This is a genomic window from Microbacterium sp. Leaf288 (assembly GCF_001422925.1).
In the GTDB taxonomy this organism is placed as follows: domain Bacteria; phylum Actinomycetota; class Actinomycetes; order Actinomycetales; family Microbacteriaceae; genus Microbacterium.
The window spans coordinates 709,844-728,510 of record NZ_LMNI01000011.1 but is presented as its reverse complement, the minus strand read 5'-3'; the positions used below and the strand labels follow the sequence as shown (position 1 = coordinate 728,510).

20 protein-coding genes and 1 tRNA gene are annotated in these 18,667 nt (G+C 71.8%); 6 read left to right on the top strand and 15 right to left on the bottom strand.

Annotated features, from left to right (window positions below; all coding sequences use genetic code 11):
* Positions 1 to 5 precede the first annotated feature (5 nt).
* The gene (locus ASF40_RS12690) at positions 6 to 1,025 is read right to left on the bottom strand and encodes a DUF2332 domain-containing protein (RefSeq protein WP_056369524.1); all 1,020 of its coding nucleotides are present in this window, start codon (positions 1,023 to 1,025) and stop codon (positions 6 to 8) included.
* A 199-nt stretch (positions 1,026 to 1,224) separates the two neighbouring features.
* On the opposite strand from ASF40_RS12690, the gene msrB reads away from it, so the two are divergent.
* Complete coding sequence (msrB, locus tag ASF40_RS12685; RefSeq protein WP_056369522.1) at positions 1,225 to 1,635, top strand: peptide-methionine (R)-S-oxide reductase MsrB; 411 nt, start codon at positions 1,225 to 1,227, stop codon at positions 1,633 to 1,635.
* Positions 1,635 to 2,180: a nitroreductase family protein gene (locus ASF40_RS12680; RefSeq protein ID WP_056369955.1), complete on the top strand. Its 546-nt coding sequence runs from the start codon at positions 1,635 to 1,637 to the stop codon at positions 2,178 to 2,180. The genes msrB and ASF40_RS12680 overlap by 1 nt, the downstream gene beginning before the upstream one ends.
* 38 nt (positions 2,181 to 2,218) lie before the next feature.
* On the opposite strand, the gene pucL is transcribed toward ASF40_RS12680, so the two are convergent.
* From pucL to ASF40_RS12625, 11 genes are all read right to left on the bottom strand, one after another.
* Positions 2,219 to 3,118, bottom strand: coding sequence for a factor-independent urate hydroxylase (gene pucL, locus ASF40_RS12675; protein WP_056369521.1), 900 nt, complete (start codon positions 3,116 to 3,118; stop codon positions 2,219 to 2,221).
* A gap of 1 nt (position 3,119) precedes the next feature.
* On the bottom strand, positions 3,120 to 3,446 hold the full coding sequence (uraH, locus tag ASF40_RS12670; protein WP_056369518.1) for a hydroxyisourate hydrolase: 327 nt from the start codon (positions 3,444 to 3,446) through the stop codon (positions 3,120 to 3,122).
* Entirely contained in the window at positions 3,443 to 3,940 is a 498-nt protein-coding gene (uraD, locus tag ASF40_RS12665) for a 2-oxo-4-hydroxy-4-carboxy-5-ureidoimidazoline decarboxylase (protein ID WP_056369515.1), read from the bottom strand. Before uraD ends, uraH begins: the two co-directional genes overlap by 4 nt.
* A gap of 29 nt (positions 3,941 to 3,969) precedes the next feature.
* Complete coding sequence (bcp, locus tag ASF40_RS12660; protein ID WP_056369953.1) at positions 3,970 to 4,440, bottom strand: thioredoxin-dependent thiol peroxidase; 471 nt, start codon at positions 4,438 to 4,440, stop codon at positions 3,970 to 3,972.
* 41 nt (positions 4,441 to 4,481) lie between these two features.
* Positions 4,482 to 5,396: an HpcH/HpaI aldolase/citrate lyase family protein gene (locus ASF40_RS12655; protein WP_235560223.1), complete on the bottom strand. Its 915-nt coding sequence runs from the start codon at positions 5,394 to 5,396 to the stop codon at positions 4,482 to 4,484.
* A 57-nt stretch (positions 5,397 to 5,453) separates the two neighbouring features.
* The gene (gene allB / locus ASF40_RS12650; protein ID WP_056369513.1) at positions 5,454 to 6,803 is read right to left on the bottom strand and encodes an allantoinase AllB; all 1,350 of its coding nucleotides are present in this window, start codon (positions 6,801 to 6,803) and stop codon (positions 5,454 to 5,456) included.
* Positions 6,804 to 6,815: 12 nt separating this feature from the next.
* A complete protein-coding gene (locus ASF40_RS12645; RefSeq protein ID WP_056369511.1) occupies positions 6,816 to 7,628 on the bottom strand; it encodes a bifunctional allantoicase/(S)-ureidoglycine aminohydrolase in 813 nt (270 codons plus the stop codon).
* On the bottom strand, positions 7,625 to 8,896 hold the full coding sequence (locus tag ASF40_RS12640; RefSeq protein ID WP_056369949.1) for a DUF6986 family protein: 1,272 nt from the start codon (positions 8,894 to 8,896) through the stop codon (positions 7,625 to 7,627). The genes ASF40_RS12645 and ASF40_RS12640 overlap by 4 nt, the downstream gene beginning before the upstream one ends.
* 132 nt (positions 8,897 to 9,028) lie before the next feature.
* Entirely contained in the window at positions 9,029 to 9,985 is a 957-nt protein-coding gene (locus ASF40_RS12635) for a DMT family transporter (RefSeq protein WP_056369509.1), read from the bottom strand.
* 67 nt (positions 9,986 to 10,052) lie between these two features.
* Positions 10,053 to 10,128 (bottom strand) — tRNA-Thr (locus ASF40_RS12630).
* A gap of 38 nt (positions 10,129 to 10,166) precedes the next feature.
* Entirely contained in the window at positions 10,167 to 11,108 is a 942-nt protein-coding gene (locus tag ASF40_RS12625) for a DsbA family protein (RefSeq protein WP_056369507.1), read from the bottom strand.
* Between the two features lie 240 nt (positions 11,109 to 11,348).
* Here ASF40_RS12625 and ASF40_RS12620 point away from each other — a divergent pair, with 240 nt between their 5' ends.
* Both ASF40_RS12620 and ASF40_RS12615 read left to right on the top strand, forming a co-directional pair.
* A complete protein-coding gene (locus tag ASF40_RS12620) occupies positions 11,349 to 12,452 on the top strand; it encodes an ABC transporter ATP-binding protein (protein ID WP_056369505.1) in 1,104 nt (367 codons plus the stop codon).
* Between the two features lie 73 nt (positions 12,453 to 12,525).
* Positions 12,526 to 13,833, top strand: a complete 1,308-nt coding sequence (locus ASF40_RS12615; protein ID WP_056369503.1) for a DUF4032 domain-containing protein — start codon at positions 12,526 to 12,528, stop codon at positions 13,831 to 13,833.
* Between the two features lie 75 nt (positions 13,834 to 13,908).
* Here ASF40_RS12615 and ASF40_RS12610 read toward each other — a convergent pair whose 3' ends face one another.
* From ASF40_RS12610 to cysS, 3 genes are all read right to left on the bottom strand, one after another.
* On the bottom strand, positions 13,909 to 14,550 hold the full coding sequence (locus tag ASF40_RS12610) for an NAD(P)-dependent oxidoreductase (protein WP_056369502.1): 642 nt from the start codon (positions 14,548 to 14,550) through the stop codon (positions 13,909 to 13,911).
* Positions 14,551 to 14,647: 97 nt separating this feature from the next.
* Positions 14,648 to 15,640 (bottom strand): 23S rRNA (guanosine(2251)-2'-O)-methyltransferase RlmB, encoded by a 993-nt coding sequence (gene rlmB, locus ASF40_RS12605; protein ID WP_056369500.1) that lies wholly within the window; start codon positions 15,638 to 15,640, stop codon positions 14,648 to 14,650.
* Positions 15,641 to 15,669: 29 nt separating this feature from the next.
* Positions 15,670 to 17,115, bottom strand: a complete 1,446-nt coding sequence (gene cysS, locus ASF40_RS12600) for a cysteine--tRNA ligase (protein WP_056369498.1) — start codon at positions 17,113 to 17,115, stop codon at positions 15,670 to 15,672.
* A gap of 96 nt (positions 17,116 to 17,211) precedes the next feature.
* Between cysS and ASF40_RS12595 the strand changes: the two genes are divergently transcribed.
* Both ASF40_RS12595 and ASF40_RS12590 read left to right on the top strand, forming a co-directional pair.
* The gene (locus ASF40_RS12595) at positions 17,212 to 18,141 is read left to right on the top strand and encodes a DMT family transporter (protein ID WP_056369496.1); all 930 of its coding nucleotides are present in this window, start codon (positions 17,212 to 17,214) and stop codon (positions 18,139 to 18,141) included.
* A 58-nt stretch (positions 18,142 to 18,199) separates the two neighbouring features.
* Complete coding sequence (locus tag ASF40_RS12590; protein WP_056369494.1) at positions 18,200 to 18,667, top strand: GNAT family N-acetyltransferase; 468 nt, start codon at positions 18,200 to 18,202, stop codon at positions 18,665 to 18,667.

Sequence of the window (18,667 nt, the reverse complement as noted above, 5' to 3'; positions counted from 1 at the left end):
CCACGCTAACCCGCGGCATCCGTTGGCCCCGTGCGCCACGCGCGCCAGTGCACGAACGAGCCGAGCGGGTCGACCGCGGCGAGCGCTTCGCCGTCGCGGCCGAGCACGAAGCCGTCCCAGGACGCGGCGTCGACGGGAGGCCGCCACCGGTCGTGCAGCGCGGGCGGGTCGATCGTGATCCAGGCGGCGTCGAGGGTGCGCACGGCGTCGAGGAGGCGTTCGCGTCCGGCACGCGGGATGTGCGGCAGGACCCCCGGCGTCGTGACGACGAGCATCGCGCCGGCGGGCGCGAGCGCGGCGGCCGCGCGCAGCACCTCCGGGTCGGAGGCGTCGCCGGCGATCACATGCGGCGGGTCCGCGGCGGCGATGTCGAGGGCGGCGGCGATCCGCTCCGTTCTTCCGCTCTCCCCCGGCCACACCAGGCTCGTGAGGAATCGCCGGTCGCCCTCGTCGGAGGCGTCGAGCGGCTCGAGGTCGATCCCGGCGCGCCACACGACCCGCGGCAGCCGCAGCGGCGGTTCGCCCGTGACGTCGCACTCCAGCACCACCCCCGATGGCCCGGCGTCGGGATCGAGCGCGAGGACGCCATCGCTCCCCCGGTAGCGGTACGAATAGCGGTCGGGGTACAGGCACAGCCCGCCGCTCGCGCCGACTTCGAGCAGCGCGATCGGCCCGTCGATCGTCGCGAGGGCCGGGAGCAGGGCCGCGCACCGCTGCGGCTCGTTGGTCTGCAGACGGCGGACGGATGCCTCGGCCACGACCTCGTCGCGGTGCTCGACGAGCCACGCCGCCCACGCCGGGAACGCGCTCTCGGGCGCGCCGAGCATGCGGGTCACCGCGAACACGAGCGGCGGCTGCCGTCGCGTGGCGGGGATGCGCGCGAGGATGGCCGCGACGTCCGGATCGGAGGCGACGCCGCCCGCCCACTCGGCGTACAGCGCCGACCGGCCGGGAGCCTCGTCGCGCGCGAAGCGCGCGTACCGCTCGACGACCGCCGCCTGCTCGTCCGCGTCCGCCCCGCCCATGCCCTCATCCTCCCCCACGCTGTCCTGTCGCATCGTGTCCTCCGTGAGACGACAGTCCGGGGACGAGACCGTGGGGGAACCGCGAGGTCTCGTCCGCCCGGTGGGGTTTCACGGCGCAGGGGCGACGCGGGGCCGCCCCACCCCATCGGTCGCTGGGGTTGAATGGAGGGTGGCCGTTGTGCGCGGCCGAGGAGGAACGATGACCTACGCCGTCGACAAGAGCGACGCCCAGTGGCGCGCAGACCTGACCGCCGATCAGTACGCCGTGCTGCGCGAGGCGGGCACCGAGCGGCCCTGGACCGGTGAGCTGCTCGACGAGAGCCGCGCCGGCCTCTACACGTGCGCGGCCTGCGGCGCGGAGCTGTTCCAGAGCGGCACGAAGTTCGACTCGCACTGCGGCTGGCCGAGCTTCTACGAGTCCATCCGCCCCGAGGCGGTCGAGCTCATCGAGGACAACAGCCACGGCATGGTGCGCACCGAGGTGCGCTGCGCGAACTGCGGCTCGCACCTGGGCCATGTGTTCCCCGACGGATTCGGCACCCCGACCGGCGACCGCTACTGCATGAACTCGATCTCGCTGCAGTTCACGCCCGGCGAGGGCGCGGCGTGATGTCCGGCGCGCTCGACGCCGCGCTCGCACGGCGGTCGTGGTCGAAGGTGACGGATGAGGCGCCCTCGCACGAGGAGCTCCTCGACTTCGTCGCCGCCGCCGGGCGCGTCGCCGACCACAAGTCACTGCACCCGTGGCGGCTCATCGAGCTGCGCGGCGCCGATCGACAGCGTCTGGGCAAGGCGCTCAACAAGGCCGAGGGCCACAAGGGCTCGTCGTCGAAGCCGATGCGCGCGCCGCTGATCATCGCGGTGGTGGCGAGCTACAGCAAGACGCACAAGGTGCCGCGGTGGGAGCAGGAGGCTGTCGCCTCCGGCGTCGCGCACGTCTTGAGCCTGGTGCTCGACGAGGCCGGCTGGGGCGTCTTCTGGCGGACCGCCGGAGAGCACACCCGGTCGAAGATCGTCGCGAAGGCCCACGGCCTCAAGAAGAGCGAGGAGCTCCTCGGCTGGCTTTACGTCGGCGGCAAGCCGAAGCGCTCGCGTCCGACCCGCCGCAAGGGCGTCGACGCCACCCGCTTCGTGAGCCGCATGCCGAAGGGCTGACACGGCGCCACGACCGTGGCGCGCGCGTGGATCCGGAGTCAGCAGAAGCCGGCGATCCCGTGCCATGCGGGGTGGTTCCCCGGCACGCCGTCGCGGAGCACCGCCGCCTCGATCAGCCCGTACGGACGGTCGGCGGCATAGAAGACCTCGTTGGGGTTGTCGAGCCCGAACGGCGTCAGGTCCACCGCGATGTGGTGCAGGTTCGGCATCGAGAAGCGGATCTCATCGATCTCGGTGCGGGCCTCGAGCACCCGCCGGCCCATCTCGTACAGGGTGTGCTGGAGCGCGAGCGAGTGCGTCCCGGCGAACGCCTCGAGCAGCAGCCGGCGCACCTCGGCGAACGACTCGTCGAACCCGACGTCGAGGCGGTTGTAGCGCCACCTCGCGGTGACCGACGTCGCGAGGATGCGGTCGTCGGTCTCGGCGAGGGTCGTGTACCGGTCGCGCACGAAACCGTGGAACTCCGACCCGGCGGACTTCAGCACCGCGAGGTCGCGCAGCCCCGAGATGACGGTCGCCTCGGCTCCGGCGAACGTGACCACGGCCGTACGGGTCTCGGTGCCGCCTCGCACGAACGAGTGGTCGTGCCCCTCGCCGTCGACGGGGATGCGGGTCCAGGTGTACTGCTCGGCCTCCCAGCGTCCGCCGGTGACCCCGTCGAACTCCCCGGTGAAATGGCGTCCCAGCCGGAGCAGGAACTCCTCGGGCGTGCCGACGCCGTCGCGGGCGAAGGCGAACACCGTGTTCTTCTGCGTCTCGGTGGCGACGATGCGCGCGTTGTCCCCCGCGATGTGGGCGGCGGTGAAGTCGCCGCGCAGCTGCGACGTCACGTCGAGGTCGGTGATCGTGTGCCGCCGACCGTCCCGGTCGACCCGGACGAGCCGCACCTCGGCCTTGCCGTACTGGTTCGCGCCGAGGACGATCGCGGGCTCGGACATGTCAGTTCCCCCGATAGGTCGAGTACGCGAACGGGCTGAGCAGCAGGGGCACGTGGTAGTGCTGCGCGGAGTCGGCGACCGCGAAGTCGATCGACACGACCGGGTAGAGCGTCGCACGCCCCGTCGCGGCGAAGAAGTCGCCGGTCGCGAACGTGAGCCGGTACGTGCCGGCGTCGAGGCGCTCCGGTCCGAGATCCGAGATCCGGCCGGCCTCGTCGGTCACGCCGGACGCGATCTCGGCCCCGTCGGCCGCGGTCAGCACGACGCCGACGCCGCGCGCAGGGCCTCCGAGCGCAGCATCCAGCACGTGCGTCGTGATCTGGCTCATGAACCGATGATCCCTTCGAGTCGGAGGACGGCGATCTGCCGCAGCTGCTCCGCCACGACCGGGATCTCCTCCTCCTCAGTGTGGGCCAGCCGCTCGCCCAGCGCACCGAGGATCTCATCGGCACTGCGCCTGGCCGCCCGGATGAGGAAGACCCGCGAGAACTTCTCCTCGTAGGCGCGGTTGCCGGCGGCCAGCGCGGCGGCCACGTCGGCGGTCGGCTCCCCGATCCCCGCCTGCTCGGATCGCGAGAGGGATGCCTCGGCTCCGCCTCCGCTCGCACGCTCGCCGATGCGGGGGTGGCGGGCGAGGGCCCCGTCGATCTCGGCCGGCGTCCACCGCGGGGCGCTCGTGCGGGCCGCCGCGAGGAGCTCCGCCGTCGTCGCATAGGGCCGCCCTGTGACGACGGCATCGACCCACCGGTCGATGTCGACGCACGGGCGCACCACGGCTCGCGCGGCTTCGGCGTCGAGGCGGTTGAACGCGTCCAGCTCCATCGCTGCGGCGGGCCTGGGTGGGGGTGGGCTCAGGCGGCCAGCTGGGCGCGGAGGCGGTCCACGTGGCCGTGGGGATCGACCCGGTACTCGGCGGACTGCACCGTGCCATCGGCATCCAGCACGAACGTCGATCGGATGAGGCCGACGCGCTCCTCACCGTTGACGACCTTGGTCCCCCATGCGCCCCACGCCTCGGCGACGGCGTGGTCCTCGTCGGAGAGGAGCGGGAACTGCAGCTGCTCGGCCTCGGCCCACTCCGCGAGCCTTTCGACCGAGTCGGGCGAGACCCCGACGACGGCGACCCCCGCCGCCTGCAGCGAGGCGAGGTTGTCGCGGAAGTCGCACGCCTCGGTCGTGCAGCCGGGCGTGAACGCGGCCGGGTAGAAGTAGACGACGAGGCGGCGGCCGGCGAAGTCCTCCGGACGCACCATCGTGCCGGTGGAGTCGGGCAGCGCGAACCCGGGGTTCGCGTCGCCCTCGTTCAGGCGGATGTCGGCCATGTCGTCGGTCCCTTCGATGGTTCGTCGCTCGGCGTCGCCGGTCACGAGGTCGGGTGCACCCCGAACGCGAGAGCCAGCTTCTCGATCTTCTGCGCCCGGCCGAGCCTGGGCAAGTCGCTGCCGTCGCGGATCACACGACCGCGGCCTTCGAAGTCGGCGAGGAAGTCCAGTGCCCACAGCACCTCGCTCGGCGTGGGGCAGATGACCTCGTTGATGACGGGAGCCTGCTCGGCCGCGAGGCAGAGCTTGCCGGTCATGCCCATCGACACCGTGATCGCGGAGTGCTCGCGCAGCGTCGGCATGCTGCCACTCACCGTCGGACCGTCGATCGGCCCGGGCAGGTTGCCCACGCGGCTGGCGACGACCAGGCGCGCCCGCGGGTACGCCATCGCCTCGGCGTCCGCGCTCATGCCGGTGTCGCGGCGGAAGTCGCCGCTGCCGAACGCGAGGCGGAAGGCGCCGCGGGCGCGCGCGATGTGCGCGGCGTCCTCCATGCCCAGAGCCGACTCGACGAGGGCCACGACGGGCACGGTGCCGCCGAGGCGGTCGAACGAGCTCGTCACCTGGTCGGCCGACTCGGTCTTGGCGAGCATGATGCCCAGGAGGCCGGGGAGGCCCGCAAGGGTCGCGAGGTCGTCTGCCCAGAACGGGCTCAGCGCGTCGTTGACGCGCACCCAGGCGCGACCGCCGCCACGGAGCCAGTCGGCGACGTCCTGCCGGGCCTGCGGCTTGTTGCTCGGGTCGACCGCGTCCTCGATGTCGAGCACGACCGCGTCGGCGCGCGACGCCGCCATGTCGTCGAACGAGTCGGGGCGGGTGCCCGGGACGAGCAGCCACGAGCGCGCGATCGCCGGGTCCACGGCGCGGTGCCGCGCAGGACGCGCGGTGATCAGCGACCGCAGGTCGTCCTCCGCCTCGAGGACTTCTGCACCGCTGCCATAGGGATCTGCCGACATCTCACTCTTCTTCCGTATCGTCACGTCTCACCCGGCCGGAGCGGCCGGTGTCGGCGCTCAGGCCACGTCGCGACGCAGCAGGCGACCGCGGGGCTCGGCGAAGTCGACCTGCTCGCCCCGCAGGAAGGTCTCGCGCACGACGCCCGACAGGGCGTGGCCGTCGTACGGCGAGACGGGATTCTTGTGGTGCAGGCGGGCGACGTCGACGACGAACCCGTCGTCGGGTGCGAACACCGACAGGTCGGCGTCGAAGCCGAGCGCGATCCTGCCCTTGCGGGCGAGGCCCGCCAGGGCCGCCGGACGCGCCGACATCCATTCCACCACCTTCTCGAGCGGGATGCGTCGCCGGCGGGCCTCGGTCCACACGACGGGCAGCCCCAGTTGCAGTGACGCGACGCCGCCCCAGGCGACGGCGAAGTCGCCGTCGCCCGGGGCTTTGAGCTCGAGCGTGGCTGGTGAATGGTCGCTGACGATGCTGTCGATCGTCCCGTCGACGAGCCCCTCCCAGAGCCGGTCGCGGTTGGCCGCCTCGCGGATCGGCGGACAGCACTTGAAGGCGGTCGCCCCGTCCGTCACGTCCTCCGCGGTCAGGGTCAGATAGTGCGGGCACGTCTCGACGGTGAGGCGCACGCCGTCGCGCTTGGCGGCAGCGATGAGAGGGAGCGCGTCCGAGGATGACAGGTGCAGGATGTGTGCGCGGGCTCCGGTGCGACGGGCGCGGTCGATGACCTCGGCGATCGCGATGTCCTCGGCGGAGTGCGGGCGCGACGCGAGGAATCGGTCGTAACGGGCCCCGTTCGCGTGCGGGGCGTGCTCGATCGTCGCCGCGTCCTCCGCGTGCACGATGAGCAGGCCGCCGAACCCGGCGAGTTCGGTCATGTCGCGTTCCATCTCCGCGGCATCGAGCGGAGGGAACTCGTCCACGCCCGAGGGCAGCAGGAAGCACTTGAACCCGAACACCCCGGCCTCATGCAGAGGCCGCAGCTCCCGCGTGTTGCCGGGGATCGCTCCGCCCCAGAACCCGACGTCGACGAACACCTGGTCGCGCGCGGTCAGGCGCTTGACCTCCAGGGCCTCCACCGAGACGGTGGGCGGGATGCTGTTGAGGGGCATGTCGATGATCGTGGTGACGCCGCCGGCCGCCGCGGCCTTCGTGGCCGAGGCGAACCCCTCCCACTCGGTGCGCCCCGGCTCGTCGACGTGCACGTGCGTGTCGACGAGGCCCGGCAGCAGCGCCTCGTCGTCCTGCAGCTCGACCTCGTCCTGTCCACGCAATCCGGTGCCGAGCGGCTCGATCGCGACGATGAGTCCGTCCGCGACCGCGACCTCGCACGACCGGAATCCGCCGTCGGTGAGCACGCGCCGGCCGCGCACGACCAGATCGTGCGGCAGCATCCGTTCGCTCATGGATCCCCGCTGTCAGGTGAGCCGGATCTGGCGGTTGACGTCCTTGTACAGCAGGTACCGGAAGGGCTCGGGGCCGCCGGCGTAGCAGGCCTGGGGACAGAAGGCCCTGAGCAGCATGTAATCGCCGGCCTCGCACTCGACCCAGTCGTCGTTGAGCCGGTACACCGCCTTGCCCTGCAGGACGTAGAGCCCGTGCTCCATGACGTGGGTCTCGGCGAACGGGATCGTGCCACCGGGCCGGAACGTGACGATGTTGACGTGCATGTCGTGCGAGAGATCGTCGGGATCGACGAAGCGGGTCGTCGCCCATGCGCCGTCGGTGTCGGGCATGGCGCGCGGCTCGACGTCCTGGTCGCGCGCGATGAACGACGCGGGCACCGGGACCGGCTCGACCGGCTCGTAGGCCTTGCGGATCCAGTGGAAGGTCGCCGGCTCCTCACCCTCGTTGGCCAGCGACCACGCCGCACCCGGCGCGAGGAACGCGTAGCCGCCCGGGTCGAGCACATGCCGCTCCCCCTCGAGGACGAGCGTGAGCGCGCCTGCGGTGACGAACACGACGCCCTCGACCCCACTCTCGGGCTCGGGTCTGTCGGCTCCCCCGCCGGGTGCGATCTCGACGATCAGCTGCGCGAACGTCGTCGCCGAACCCGCGACGGGCCGCGCCAGGATCCACGACCGCGTGTTCGTGAACCCCGGGAGGTTGCTGGTGACGATGTCGCGCAGCACGCCCTTCGGGATGAAGGTGTACGCGGGCTTCACCACGGCGCGATCGGTGAGGAGCGCGGTCTGCGGCGGCAGGCCCCCCTGCGGCGAGTAGTAGCTCATGCGTGCCCCTCGGTCGTGGTGTGCGGCGGATGCGCGAGCGCGGCGAGTGCGGCGAGATCGAGGCCCGCGGCATCCGTCAGCTCGTCCTCGGTGATGGCCCCGCAGGCGACGCCGCGGGACACGAACGCCGCCAGCGCGCGGGCGGTCGCCGGTTCGTCGAGGATCGCGCCCTCGACCCGGTCGACGTAGGCGCGCAGGCGCGCGACGGCCGGCGCGAAGCCCTCCCGGTAGAAGAGGGCGTTGGCGACGAAGCGCGGGACGAGCTGCGCGGGGTGCAGGTCCCAGCCCTGGAAGAAGCCCCGCTCGAGCGAACGGCGGGTGAGCCGTGCGCTCAGGCGCCAGGCCGCGCGCACCGCGTCCGCATCGCCGACCGGGAGGATGTTCGTCGACCCGTCCGACAGCCGCACCCCGGTCTGCGCCGCGGCGACCTGCATCACGTTCTTGGCGTGGTCGGCCGCCGGGTGATCCATCGATTGGTACGCCGGGGCGATGCCGAGGGCGGCGCTGTAGTCGTACGTGCCGTAGTGCAGCCCGCTCACCCGGCCTTGCGCCGCGTGGATGGCCGCGGCCAGCGGCGAGGTCCCGTCCGCGGCGAGCACGATCTGCGGGGTCTCGACCTGCATCTCGAACCGCAGGCGTCCGGCTGCGAGGCCGTGGTGCCGCTCGAGGCGGTCGCAGAGCCGCACCATCGCCTCGACCTGCGCGACGGCGGTCACCTTCGGCAGGGTCAGCCTGAGGCCGTCCGGCAGATCGCCGGCGGCGAGCAGAGTCGCCAGGAACAGATCGAGAGAACGGATGCCGCGTCCCCGCGTGGCCCGCTCGAGGCCCTTGATGCGGATCCCGAAGAAGGGCGGTGCCTCGCCGCCGGCGACCGCCTCGAGCAGCTGCTCCGCGGCGCGGCGGACGTCGGCATCCTCGGTCTCGTCGCCCCGGTCGCCGTACCCGTCCTCGAGGTCGAGGCGCAGGTCCTCGATCGGCTCGGACGCGAGCTTCGCCGTGACGAGCGTCGCGACCTCGGCGGCGAACCCCTCCGGCACTCCCAGGTCGAGGGCGACGACCTCCATGCCGCCGTGAGCCTCGACGGCATCCCGTGCCGCGGCGCCCCACTCTCGAGGCAGTGCCGGCGTGTATCGATCTGCGGCGACGTAGACGGTGTGCACGGGCTGACGCGTGTCGTCGTCGCCGGGGTAGGCGTCCGCGAGGAGCCGGTCGGTGGGCGCGAGGAGTCGATCGATGCCGAGGAGCTCCTCGGGCGTCAGCGCGGGCACCGCACGATCGGGCGGTCGTGCGCCGTCATCGGCGCGCGACGGGAGGGTGCGGTGCGGCTGCGACCCCTTCGGCACGGTCTCAGCATGCCACCCCGCGGCGCGGCGCGGGGTGAGGCGACGATGTGCGCGGCGTCAGTGGCCGCGGCGCGGCATCCGTCTCCACGGCACGGCGGCCACGACCACCGACAGGATCGCCAGCGTCGACATGAGGAGGGAGGCGCCGACCGTCGGCGCGGCCTCCGTCGGCCAGAGCGCGTCGATGAGGACCGAGGTCACGACCTGCCCGACGACGGTGCCGAGGCCGAGCAGCAGGACACCGGTGTACGGCACGAGGGCCGCCGCGAGGAAGATGTAGGTCACGCCGATGACCCCGCCGAAGTACAGCCACGGATCCGCCGGGAACGAGGTCGGGGGCCCCGCGATCGCGGTGTGGATGAGCTCGGCGACGCCGAGGACCGCCGTGCCGCCGATGAAGTTGACGAGGGTCGCCGTCAGCGGCGTGCCGACGCGCTGTCGCAGCCGGCCGTTGACCGCCGACTGCCACGCGATCCCCGCGCCGACGAGGAACGGCAGCACCAGGAGCACCAACGGCGCGTGCACGCCTCCGGCGAGCGACACCGCCGCGGCCAGCACCGCGAGCGCGCCGCCGACGAGGCGCGCCGGCGTCACCGCGACGACACCGGCCGGCCCGACGCCGGCGCGGTCGAGCAGCAGCCCGCTCACCGTCTGCCCGGCGACGACCCCCACGGTGAACAGGGCCACGCCGATGATGCCCACCGCCAGCGATTGCGTGGCGACCGAGAGCGCGCCGGCGACGCCGCCGCACAGCATCCAGATCGGGATCCTCCGCTCGCGCAGCCCCGTCACCAAGGCGCCGAATCCGCGCCGCCCCTGCGGCAGTGCGGCCGACAGCACGACGAGGACGATCAGCCCCGAGCCGAACGAGATCACGGCGGCGGCGAACCCGTCGCCGATGCGGACGCCGAGCTGGCCGTTGATGCGCGCCTGCACGGCGGTGAGGATGCCGATGAGTGCGGCGCCGCCGAGCCCGATCCATGCGGGCAGGCGGCGTGCGGTCACCCGATCCATCCTCTCCTGCCCGCGGGACGGGAACCGGCCACGGGGCGCGGACCCGCGGCGACGAGTCGCCGGAAACTGGAGCCGACTACGGGACTTGAACCCGTAACCCCCGTATTACAAGTACGGTGCGCTACCAATTGCGCCAAGTCGGCAGAGCGCCCAGTCTAGCGGCGCCCGCGCGAGCACCCGGTCAGGGAGCCGTCGGGGTGGGCGTGGGGGTCGGCGTCGCCTTGTAGTACGCGTCGCTCGCGACCGTCAGCACGAACTGCGCGAACTCCTTGGGGTCGTCGAGCTTGCCCACGTACTGCGTGCCGTTGACCAGCACCATCGGAGTGCCGGTGAGGGCGACGCCGTCCGTGCCGGGGAGCTCCTTCAGCGCCTGCTCGGTCGCCGACTTCGCCCACGACGCGTAGGACTGCTCCTCGATGCATGCGCGGACGACCTTGCCGCCGTCGAGCCCGGTCGCCTGTGCGAGCGTCGCGAGCTCGTCGTCGCTGAGGCCGTCGGAGTCGACCTCCGGCTGCTGGCGCAGCAAGGCGTCGTTGAACGCGAAGAAGTAATCCGGCGAGTTCTGGGCGACGCAGGCCGCGGCGCCGGCGGCGCGCAGCGAGTACTTCGTGCCGTTCGACTTCGCGGTGAGCATGGCCACCGGGTAGTAGGTCAGGGTGGCGGCGCCGTCATCGATCCACTGCGAGAGCTGCTTCATGTTCGCGAGCTGGAAATCGCGCGAACCCGTCGAGAGGTAGTCGACGTACACGCGGATGTCGACCGCCGGCGCGTCCGTCGGGGTCGCGGTGGGAGTCGGCTCGGTCTCGGGCGTCGTGCTCGCCTCGCCCTCGACGAGGCCGCCGGCGCTGGAGTCGTCAGCGACGCCCGCTCCGGTGACGTCGGTGACGACGAAGCCGCCGTCGACGCCCTTGGCGGGGCTCATGGTCGGCTTCGAGGCGCTCGACGAGACGGTCCACGTCACCACGACGGCGATGACGGCCACGAACGCGAGGGCAACGGCGATCAGCGACGTCCGTCGGATCAGACGCGCTCGCGACTGGCGCGCCTTCACCTGCTGCGCCTTCTCGCGCACGGCGTCGCGGCGCTCGCTGGGCGCGGCGTTCTGTGACTCGTCGCTCGACATGGAACCTCTCGGGGCGGAAGGGGGGCGGCGATCCGGCGTGACCATGGATTCGCACTGGCCAGGCGGGAAAGCGGCCGTCCACGATGCTAGTCAGCCACCCTGGGAAATGCCCAGACGCAAGCTCCGCGCGCGCCGTGTCATACTGTTCCTTGCGCCCGATGGCGGGCGTGCGGGTAAGCCCCCGCTCATTCCTCACTACGGATCGTCCGGCACGTACCTGCCGGTGAAGGAGAAGAGAACATGGCGTCCGTCACGTTTGACAACGCAACTCGTCTGTACCCCGGGGGCACTCGCCCCGCTGTGGACAAGCTCAACCTCGAGGTCGCCGATGGCGAGTTCCTGGTTCTCGTCGGCCCGTCGGGCTGCGGCAAGTCCACGTCGCTGCGCATGCTGGCCGGCCTCGAAGAGGTCAACTCGGGCCGCATCCTGATCGGCGACCGCGACGTCACCGACGTCCCCCCGAAGGACCGCGACATCGCGATGGTCTTCCAGAACTACGCGCTGTACCCGCACATGACCGTCGCCGAGAACATGGGCTTCGCGCTCAAGATCGCCGGCGTCGGCAAGGAGGAGCGTGCCGCTCGCGTGCTCGAGGCTGCGAAGCTCCTCGACCTCGAGGAGTACCTGACCCGCAAGCCGAAGGCCCTCTCGGGTGGTCAGCGTCAGCGCGTCGCCATGGGCCGCGCGATCGTCCGCCAGCCCCAGGTGTTCCTCATGGACGAGCCGCTGTCGAACCTCGACGCGAAGCTCCGCGTCCAGACCCGTACGCAGATCGCGTCGCTGCAGCGCCGCCTCGGCGTCACCACGGTCTACGTGACGCACGACCAGACCGAGGCGCTCACCATGGGTGACCGCATCGCGGTCCTCAAGGACGGCCTCCTCCAGCAGGTCGGCACCCCGCGCGACCTGTACGAGAAGCCGAACAACGTGTTCGTCGCCGGCTTCATCGGCTCGCCCGCCATGAACCTGTTCCCGGCGCACATCGCCGAGGGCGGCGTGCAGTTCGGCGACAAGGTCGTGGGCGTCGAGGCCGACACGCTCGGCAAGGCGCACGGCACCGAGGTCACCATCGGTGTGCGTCCCGAGGACATCCAGGTCGCGCCCGAGGACGGCAAGGGCCTCACGGTCACGGTCGACCTCGTCGAGGAGCTCGGCGCCGACGGCTACCTCTACGGTCACGCCGACGTCGCCGGCAAGCGCACCGACATCGTCGCGCGCGTCGACGGCCGCCGTCACCCGATCGCGGGCGACAAGGTCACGCTGGCTCCGGTCCCCGGACACGTCCACGTGTTCGACATCGAGTCGGGCGAGCGCCTCACCGACAAGGCGATCGCCGCGGCGTAACCGCTGATTCGTTCGCGACGGCGCGGGTGGGAGCTTCTTCCCCCCGCGCCGTCGCACTTTTCCAGGAGGGTATGTGCCTGACGCCCTGAGCATCACCGCCTCGAGCGTCGATCCGGGGCTGCTGACGCTGCCGTGGTCGACCCCGCTCGGAGACTGGCCGTCGAGCCACATCGTGTTCCTGCCCAAGGGCATCTCGCGCCACCTGGTGCGGTTCGCCAACCTCTCGGGCCGGGTTGTCGCCATCAAGGAGACCACCCAGGCCATGGCGCAGCGCGAGTACGACATGCTCGGCAACCTCGCCCGCCTGGACGTGCCGTGCGTCGAGCGCGTGGCCGTGATCGCCGGACGAACGGATGCTGCGGGCGAGCCGCTCCCCGCGGCTCTGGTGACGGCGCACCTGAAGTTCTCGCTCCCCTACCGCGCCCTGTTCACGCAGGTGCTGCGCCCCGACACCGCGACGCGCCTCGTCGATGCGCTCGCGCTGCTGCTGGTCCGCCTCCACAACGTCGGCTTCTTCTGGGGCGACGTGTCGCTGTCGAACACGCTGTTCCGCCGCGACGCGGGCGCGTTCGCCGCGTACCTCGTCGACGCCGAGACCGGCGAGCTGCACGAGAGCGGCCTGACCCCGGGCCAGCGCGCGCACGACCTCGACGTCGCCCGCACAAACATCGCCGGCGAGATCATGGACCTCGAGGCCGGTGGGCGCCTCGAGGGCGGCGTCGACGCGATCGCGATCGCCGACGGCATCGTGTCGGCGTATCACTCGCTGTGGGCCGCACTCACCGACGAGGAGACGTTCCGGGCCGACGAGGCGTACCGGCTCACGGAGCGCGTGCAGCGGCTGAACGACCTCGGATTCGACATCGGCGAGATGTCGATCCAGGCCACGACCGACGGCACCCGCGTGTCGATCCAGCCGAAGGTCGTCGACGCCGGCCACCACCAGCGGCGTCTGCTGCGTCTGACCGGCCTCGACGTCGAGGAGAACCAGGCCCGGCGCCTGCTCAACGACCTCGACGAGTTCCGCGTGCGGATCTCACGCCTCGGCGACGACGAGGAGATGGTCGCCCACGAGTGGCTCACCCGGGTGTTCGAGCCGGTCGTCAAGGCGATCCCCTGGGACCTGCGCTCGAAGCTCGAGCCCGCCGAAGTGTTCCACCAGCTGCTCGAGCACCGCTGGTACCTGTCCCAGGCCAAGGGCAAGTCGGTGCCGCTCGCCGAGTCACTGACGAGCTACATCGACAACGTGCTGCGCCACCGCCGCGACGAGGCGACCCTCATGGGTCCGCCCACCGAGACCGTGTCGCTGTCCGTCATCACATCGTCCAACCCGGTGATCGACGACGACGAGGACGACATCGACTGGCGCGACCTGGTCTGAGCCCGTCTCGCCTCGCCCGACGACGAAAGGGTGCATCTCCGCCGGCGGAGATGCACCCTTTCGCGATTGCCGCTGTCAGTACCCGACGGTGAACCGCTTGCGGGGGTGCTGCGGGTGCTCGATCTCGTCGACGATCGCGACGGCGAGGTCCTCGCCCGAGATGTACGACTCGCCCTCGGCGTCGGTGACGATGACGTCGCCGCCGGTGCGGTACTGGCCGGTCCGCTCTCCCGGGTTGTACGCGCCGAAGCCGCCTGCCGGGTGGATGTAGAACCAGTCCACCGACTCCGGCCCCTCCTTGAGGTCGTCGAGGATGCCGATCGCCTCGAGCGCCTCCGCCTTGTAGTCCTCGGAGAACGAGGGAAGGTCGACCACCCGCTCGCCGCCCGCGGTGACGAGGCTGCCGCCGGCGCCGCCGATCACGCCGAGGCGAACGCCCTCGGGCAGGAGGGAGGCGAGGGCCGTGATGTTCGGGCGCACGAGCCCCTGCATGTCGCCGCGCGGCGCGACCGCCGACACGACCACATCGACGCCCTCGATCTGCGCGAGCAGGTCGGGGACGTCCGTCAGCGAGCCCTCGATGTAGATCGCCCCCGCGTGGCGCTCGGCGGGGATGCGGCGCGCGATCGAGAGGACGCTGTGGCCCCGGCTCACCGCCTCGGCGACGATGTGACGGCCGGCGTATCCCGAGCCTCCGATGACGGCGATGCGTGCCATGTGCTGCCTTTCGACGAGTGGTGTGCCGGCCATCGCCGGCTCTGCAGAGGGGAACGTGCGCGGCGTGGGGCTCTTCCCGCGCGCGTCACACGCGGACTCAGGCGGGAGTGGAGCCCCGGAGCGTCGAGACCTGGTACAGCGCGACGGATGCCGCGATCCCGGCGTTGAGCGACTCGGTGCTCGACGAGATCGGGATCGACACGATCTGATCGCAGGTCTCCGTGACCAGGCGCGAGAGGCCCTTGCCCTCGGAACCGACCACGATCACGACCGGCCGGTCGGCGAGCTCGAGGGCCGGAAGGGAGACGTCTCCTCCGCCGTCGAGGCCGAGAACGAACACGCCCTGCTTCTTGAAGTCCTTGAGCATCGCGGTGAGGTTCGCGGCGAGGGCGACCGGCACACGAGCCGCGGCGCCGGCGCTCGTCTTCCACGCGGCCGAGTTGACGCTGGCCGAGCGGCGCTGCGGGACGATGACCGCCTGCCCGCCGAAGGCCGCGGTCGAGCGGAGGATCGCGCCGAGGTTGCGCGGGTCGGTGATGCCGTCGAGCGCGACGAACAGCGGCGTCTGCCCCGCATCGATCACCTTCTCGAGCAGATCCTGCGGGTGGGCGTACTCGTACGGCGGCACCTTGAGCGCGACGCCCTGGTGCACGCCGTCGAAGCCCGCCATGCGGTCGAGCTCGGGGCGGGTGACCTCGAGCACCGGGATGTCGCGGTGCGTGGCGATCGCGAGCATCTCCTTGACCCGGTCGTCCATCTCGACGCGCTGTGCGATGTAGAACGCGGTGGCGGGGATCTTCGCGCGCAGCGCCTCGAGCACGGAGTTGCGGCCGGTCACCGTCTCGGTGTCGTCGTCCTTCTTCGCGGGGCGCGACGACCGCGGCGCGGACTGCCCGGGCCTGCCCGTGCCGCCCGCCGCGGCGTACCGCTCAGCGGCGGCCTTGCGCTTGCCGGCCGGGTGCCATGCGCGGTCCTCGGCCTTGGGGGTCGGCCCGCGGCCCTCGAGGGACCGCTTGTTCTTGCCGCCGGTGCCCTTGGTGGGGCCCTTCTTGTTGCCCTTGCTGGCGCCGGGGCGTCCTGGCTTTGCCATCAGTTCTCCTTCGTGCGGGCCGCAGCCCGTCAGTTGCTCTCCGCCGGACGAGAAGCGTCGGCGACACTCCAATGCGTCCCGTCGGGACCGTCTTCGAGGGCGATGCCGGCCGCCGCGATCGCGTCGCGGATGCGGTCGGCGGCCGCCCAGTCCTTCGCCGCGCGCGCGTCGGCGCGCTGGGCGATCATCGTCTCGACAAGGGCGTCGAGAGCGGATGCCTCGGCCGAGGCGTTCGTCGACCGCCAGTGCGGGTCGAGGGGGTCGATGCCGAGCACGCCCGCCATCACGGCGACGTCGGCGAACGCGCGGAGCGCCGCGTCGCGGTCACCCGCATCCAGCGCGGAGTTGCCGTCACGCACCGTCTCGTGCAGCACGGCGAGCGCCTGGGGCACACCGAGGTCGTCATCGAGGGCCGTCGCGAACGCGGCCGGGACCGCAGCATCCACTCGCACGTCCTCGGTTCCCCGCAGCGTGCGCAGTGCGCGCTCGAGGAAGGTGCGGATGCGCTCGAGCGCCGCCTCGGCCTCGTCGAACGTCGAGGTCGTGATGTCGAGGCTCGACCGGTAGTGCGCCGCGGCGAGCGCGTAGCGCACCACGAGCGGGTCGCGCTCGCGCAGCAGGTCGTCTGCGAGGACGAAGTTGAACAGCGACTTCGACATCTTCTGCGCGCCGACCGTCACGAGGCCGTTGTGCACCCAGTACCGCGCGAAGCCGTCGCCGGCCGCCGTCGACTGCGCGAGCTCGTTCTCGTGGTGGGGGAAGCGCAGGTCGAGCCCGCCGCCGTGGATGTCGAACTCGGGGCCGAGGTAGCGGCGCGCCATCGCGGAGCACTCGATGTGCCAGCCGGGCCTCCCGGGTCCCCAGGGCGAGCCCCAGGTCGCCGATGCCGGTTCGTCGGCCTTGGTGCCCTTCCAGAGGGCGAAGTCGCGCGGGTCGCGCTTGCCCCGCGGATCGGCGTCGGCCGCCGGCTCCATCGCGTCGATCGACTGGTTCGTGAGCGACCCGTAGTCCACCCACGACCGGACGTCGAAGTAGACGTCGCCCGCAGCATCCGTGTCCGCCGCCGCGGCGTAGGCGTGCCCGGCCTCGATGAGACGCTGGATGAGCTCCTGCATCTGCGGGATCGATGCCGTCGCGCGCGGCTCGTAGGTCGGCGGGAGAATGCCGATCGCGGTGTACGCGCGCGTGAACTCGAGCTCCATGCGGTACGCGAGCGCCCACCACGGCTCGCCGTCCGACGCGTTCGCGAGCACCTTGTCGTCGATGTCGGTGACGTTGCGGACGAAGGTGACACGGCCGTAGCGGTGGGTGAGCCAGCGGCGCAGGATGTCGAAGCTCAGCGCGCCGCGCAGATGCCCGATGTGCGGCCCGGACTGCACCGTCGGACCGCAGACGTAGATGGTGACGTTTCCGGGGTCGAGGGGCACGAAATCGCGCAGGGTCTGCGCCTTGGTGTCGTACAGCTGAACCGTCACCGCACCAGCCTACCGGCGGGTACCCCACCGACCCTGAGTGAGTGAGCCTGGGGGGGGAATTCCGGCGGAGGGCGCCGATTCGGATATAAACGGGAGGTGCATGTGCTCGCCGTCCTCGCCGCCGCGCTCCTGTTCGGCACGACCGGCACCTCGCAGGCGCTCGGTCCCGCCGGCACCACTCCCCTGTCGATCGGTGTCATGCGCATGGTGATCGGCGGCACCGGACTCGCGATCATCGCGTTCTCGCTCGCCGCGCGGCACTCCCGGCGTCTGCCGGCGGAGGCGGTGCGGCCCCGCTGGGGCGTCCGGCCCGTCCTGCTCATGGTGCTGACGGGCGCGTGCCTGGCGCTGTATCAGCCCCTGTTCTTCCTCGGCACAGCACGCAACGGCGTCGCGGTGGGCACGGTCGTCGCCCTCGGTTCGGCCCCGATCCTCGCCGGCCTTCTGGAATGGGCGTTGACGCGACGGATGCCGACACCGACGTGGATGGGCGCGACGGCGCTCGCGACGATCGGCGTCGTGCTGCTCGGCTTCGGCGGCGAGGCCGGAGCGGCCGGCGGCACGGATCCCCTGGGACTGCTCGGATCCATCGGCGCGGGCGCCTCGTTCGCGGTCATCGCCAACGCGCAGCGGCGCCTGCTCGACGATGGCTGGGATCCCTTCACGGTCGTCGGCGCCATGGGTGCCAGCTCGGCGATCATCTGCGCCTTCGCGCTCCCCTTCGTCGACCTCTCGTGGCTCGGCACGACGTCGGGTGTGGTGATGGCCCTGTGGCTGGGCCTCGCGACCATCTCCATCGCGTACGTGCTGTTCACGTGGGGCCTGAGCGGCCTCACCGCGGCCACCGCCGCGACGCTGACGCTCGGCGAGCCCCTGACCGCGAGCGTGCTCGGCATCGTCGTGCTCGGCGAGCGGCTGTCGGCACTCGCGATCGTGGGGCTCGTGGTGCTCGCCGCCGGGCTCGCCCTCCTGGCGTGGGGATCCCGGTCGCCGCGCGACCCCGCTCCCTACGCCGTCGAGGCGTGAAGCCGGGCCGACGACGGGAAACACGGCCGAAACCGGCGCGTGGCACACTGGGCGCGACATGCAGCGCACCATCGAGATCCGCACCGACGACCTGAGCGGCGAAGCCACCCAGCACCTCATCGCCCTGCACCTGGCGGGGATGCACGACACCTCTCCCCCCGAGAGCGTGCATGCGCTCGGCATCGATGCGCTGCGGCATCCGTCCCTCTCGGTCTGGACGGCGTGGATCGACGGCGAGCTCGCGGGCGTCGGCGCGCTGAAGGCGCTCGACGCCGACCGCGGCGAGATCAAGTCGATGCGCACGGATGACAGGTTCCGCGGCACCGGCGTCGGCCGCGCGCTGCTGCGCCACATCGTCGACGACGCCCGCCGGCGCGGCATGTCGAGTCTGTGGCTCGAGACGGGGACCACCGAGGACTTCGCCCCCGCGCAGCGCCTCTACGAGAGCGAGGGCTTCGTCGTCTGCGGTCCCTTCGAGGACTACGCGCTCGACCCGTTCTCGGTGTTCATGACGCGCACGCTCTGA

What these genes read in the sequence shown, in the direction of transcription:
- allB (WP_056369513.1), bottom strand. Translation starts at nt 6,803, where the DNA reads ATGAGCGAACGGATGCTGCCGCACGATCTGGTCGTGCGCGGCCGGCGC.
- ASF40_RS12635 (WP_056369509.1), bottom strand. Translation starts at nt 9,985, where the DNA reads ATGGATCGGGTGACCGCACGCCGCCTGCCCGCATGGATCGGGCTCGGC.
- ASF40_RS12690 (WP_056369524.1), bottom strand. Translation starts at nt 1,025, where the DNA reads ATGGGCGGGGCGGACGCGGACGAGCAGGCGGCGGTCGTCGAGCGGTAC.
- ASF40_RS12610 (WP_056369502.1), bottom strand. Translation starts at nt 14,550, where the DNA reads ATGGCACGCATCGCCGTCATCGGAGGCTCGGGATACGCCGGCCGTCAC.
- msrB (WP_056369522.1), top strand. Translation starts at nt 1,225, where the DNA reads ATGACCTACGCCGTCGACAAGAGCGACGCCCAGTGGCGCGCAGACCTG.
- ASF40_RS12655 (WP_235560223.1), bottom strand. Translation starts at nt 5,396, where the DNA reads ATGTCGGCAGATCCCTATGGCAGCGGTGCAGAAGTCCTCGAGGCGGAG.
- uraH (WP_056369518.1), bottom strand. Translation starts at nt 3,446, where the DNA reads ATGAGCCAGATCACGACGCACGTGCTGGATGCTGCGCTCGGAGGCCCT.
- ASF40_RS12620 (WP_056369505.1), top strand. Translation starts at nt 11,349, where the DNA reads ATGGCGTCCGTCACGTTTGACAACGCAACTCGTCTGTACCCCGGGGGC.
- uraD (WP_056369515.1), bottom strand. Translation starts at nt 3,940, where the DNA reads ATGGAGCTGGACGCGTTCAACCGCCTCGACGCCGAAGCCGCGCGAGCC.
- ASF40_RS12590 (WP_056369494.1), top strand. Translation starts at nt 18,200, where the DNA reads ATGCAGCGCACCATCGAGATCCGCACCGACGACCTGAGCGGCGAAGCC.
- rlmB (WP_056369500.1), bottom strand. Translation starts at nt 15,640, where the DNA reads ATGGCAAAGCCAGGACGCCCCGGCGCCAGCAAGGGCAACAAGAAGGGC.
- bcp (WP_056369953.1), bottom strand. Translation starts at nt 4,440, where the DNA reads ATGGCCGACATCCGCCTGAACGAGGGCGACGCGAACCCCGGGTTCGCG.
- pucL (WP_056369521.1), bottom strand. Translation starts at nt 3,118, where the DNA reads ATGTCCGAGCCCGCGATCGTCCTCGGCGCGAACCAGTACGGCAAGGCC.
- ASF40_RS12680 (WP_056369955.1), top strand. Translation starts at nt 1,635, where the DNA reads ATGTCCGGCGCGCTCGACGCCGCGCTCGCACGGCGGTCGTGGTCGAAG.
- ASF40_RS12645 (WP_056369511.1), bottom strand. Translation starts at nt 7,628, where the DNA reads ATGAGCTACTACTCGCCGCAGGGGGGCCTGCCGCCGCAGACCGCGCTC.
- ASF40_RS12625 (WP_056369507.1), bottom strand. Translation starts at nt 11,108, where the DNA reads ATGTCGAGCGACGAGTCACAGAACGCCGCGCCCAGCGAGCGCCGCGAC.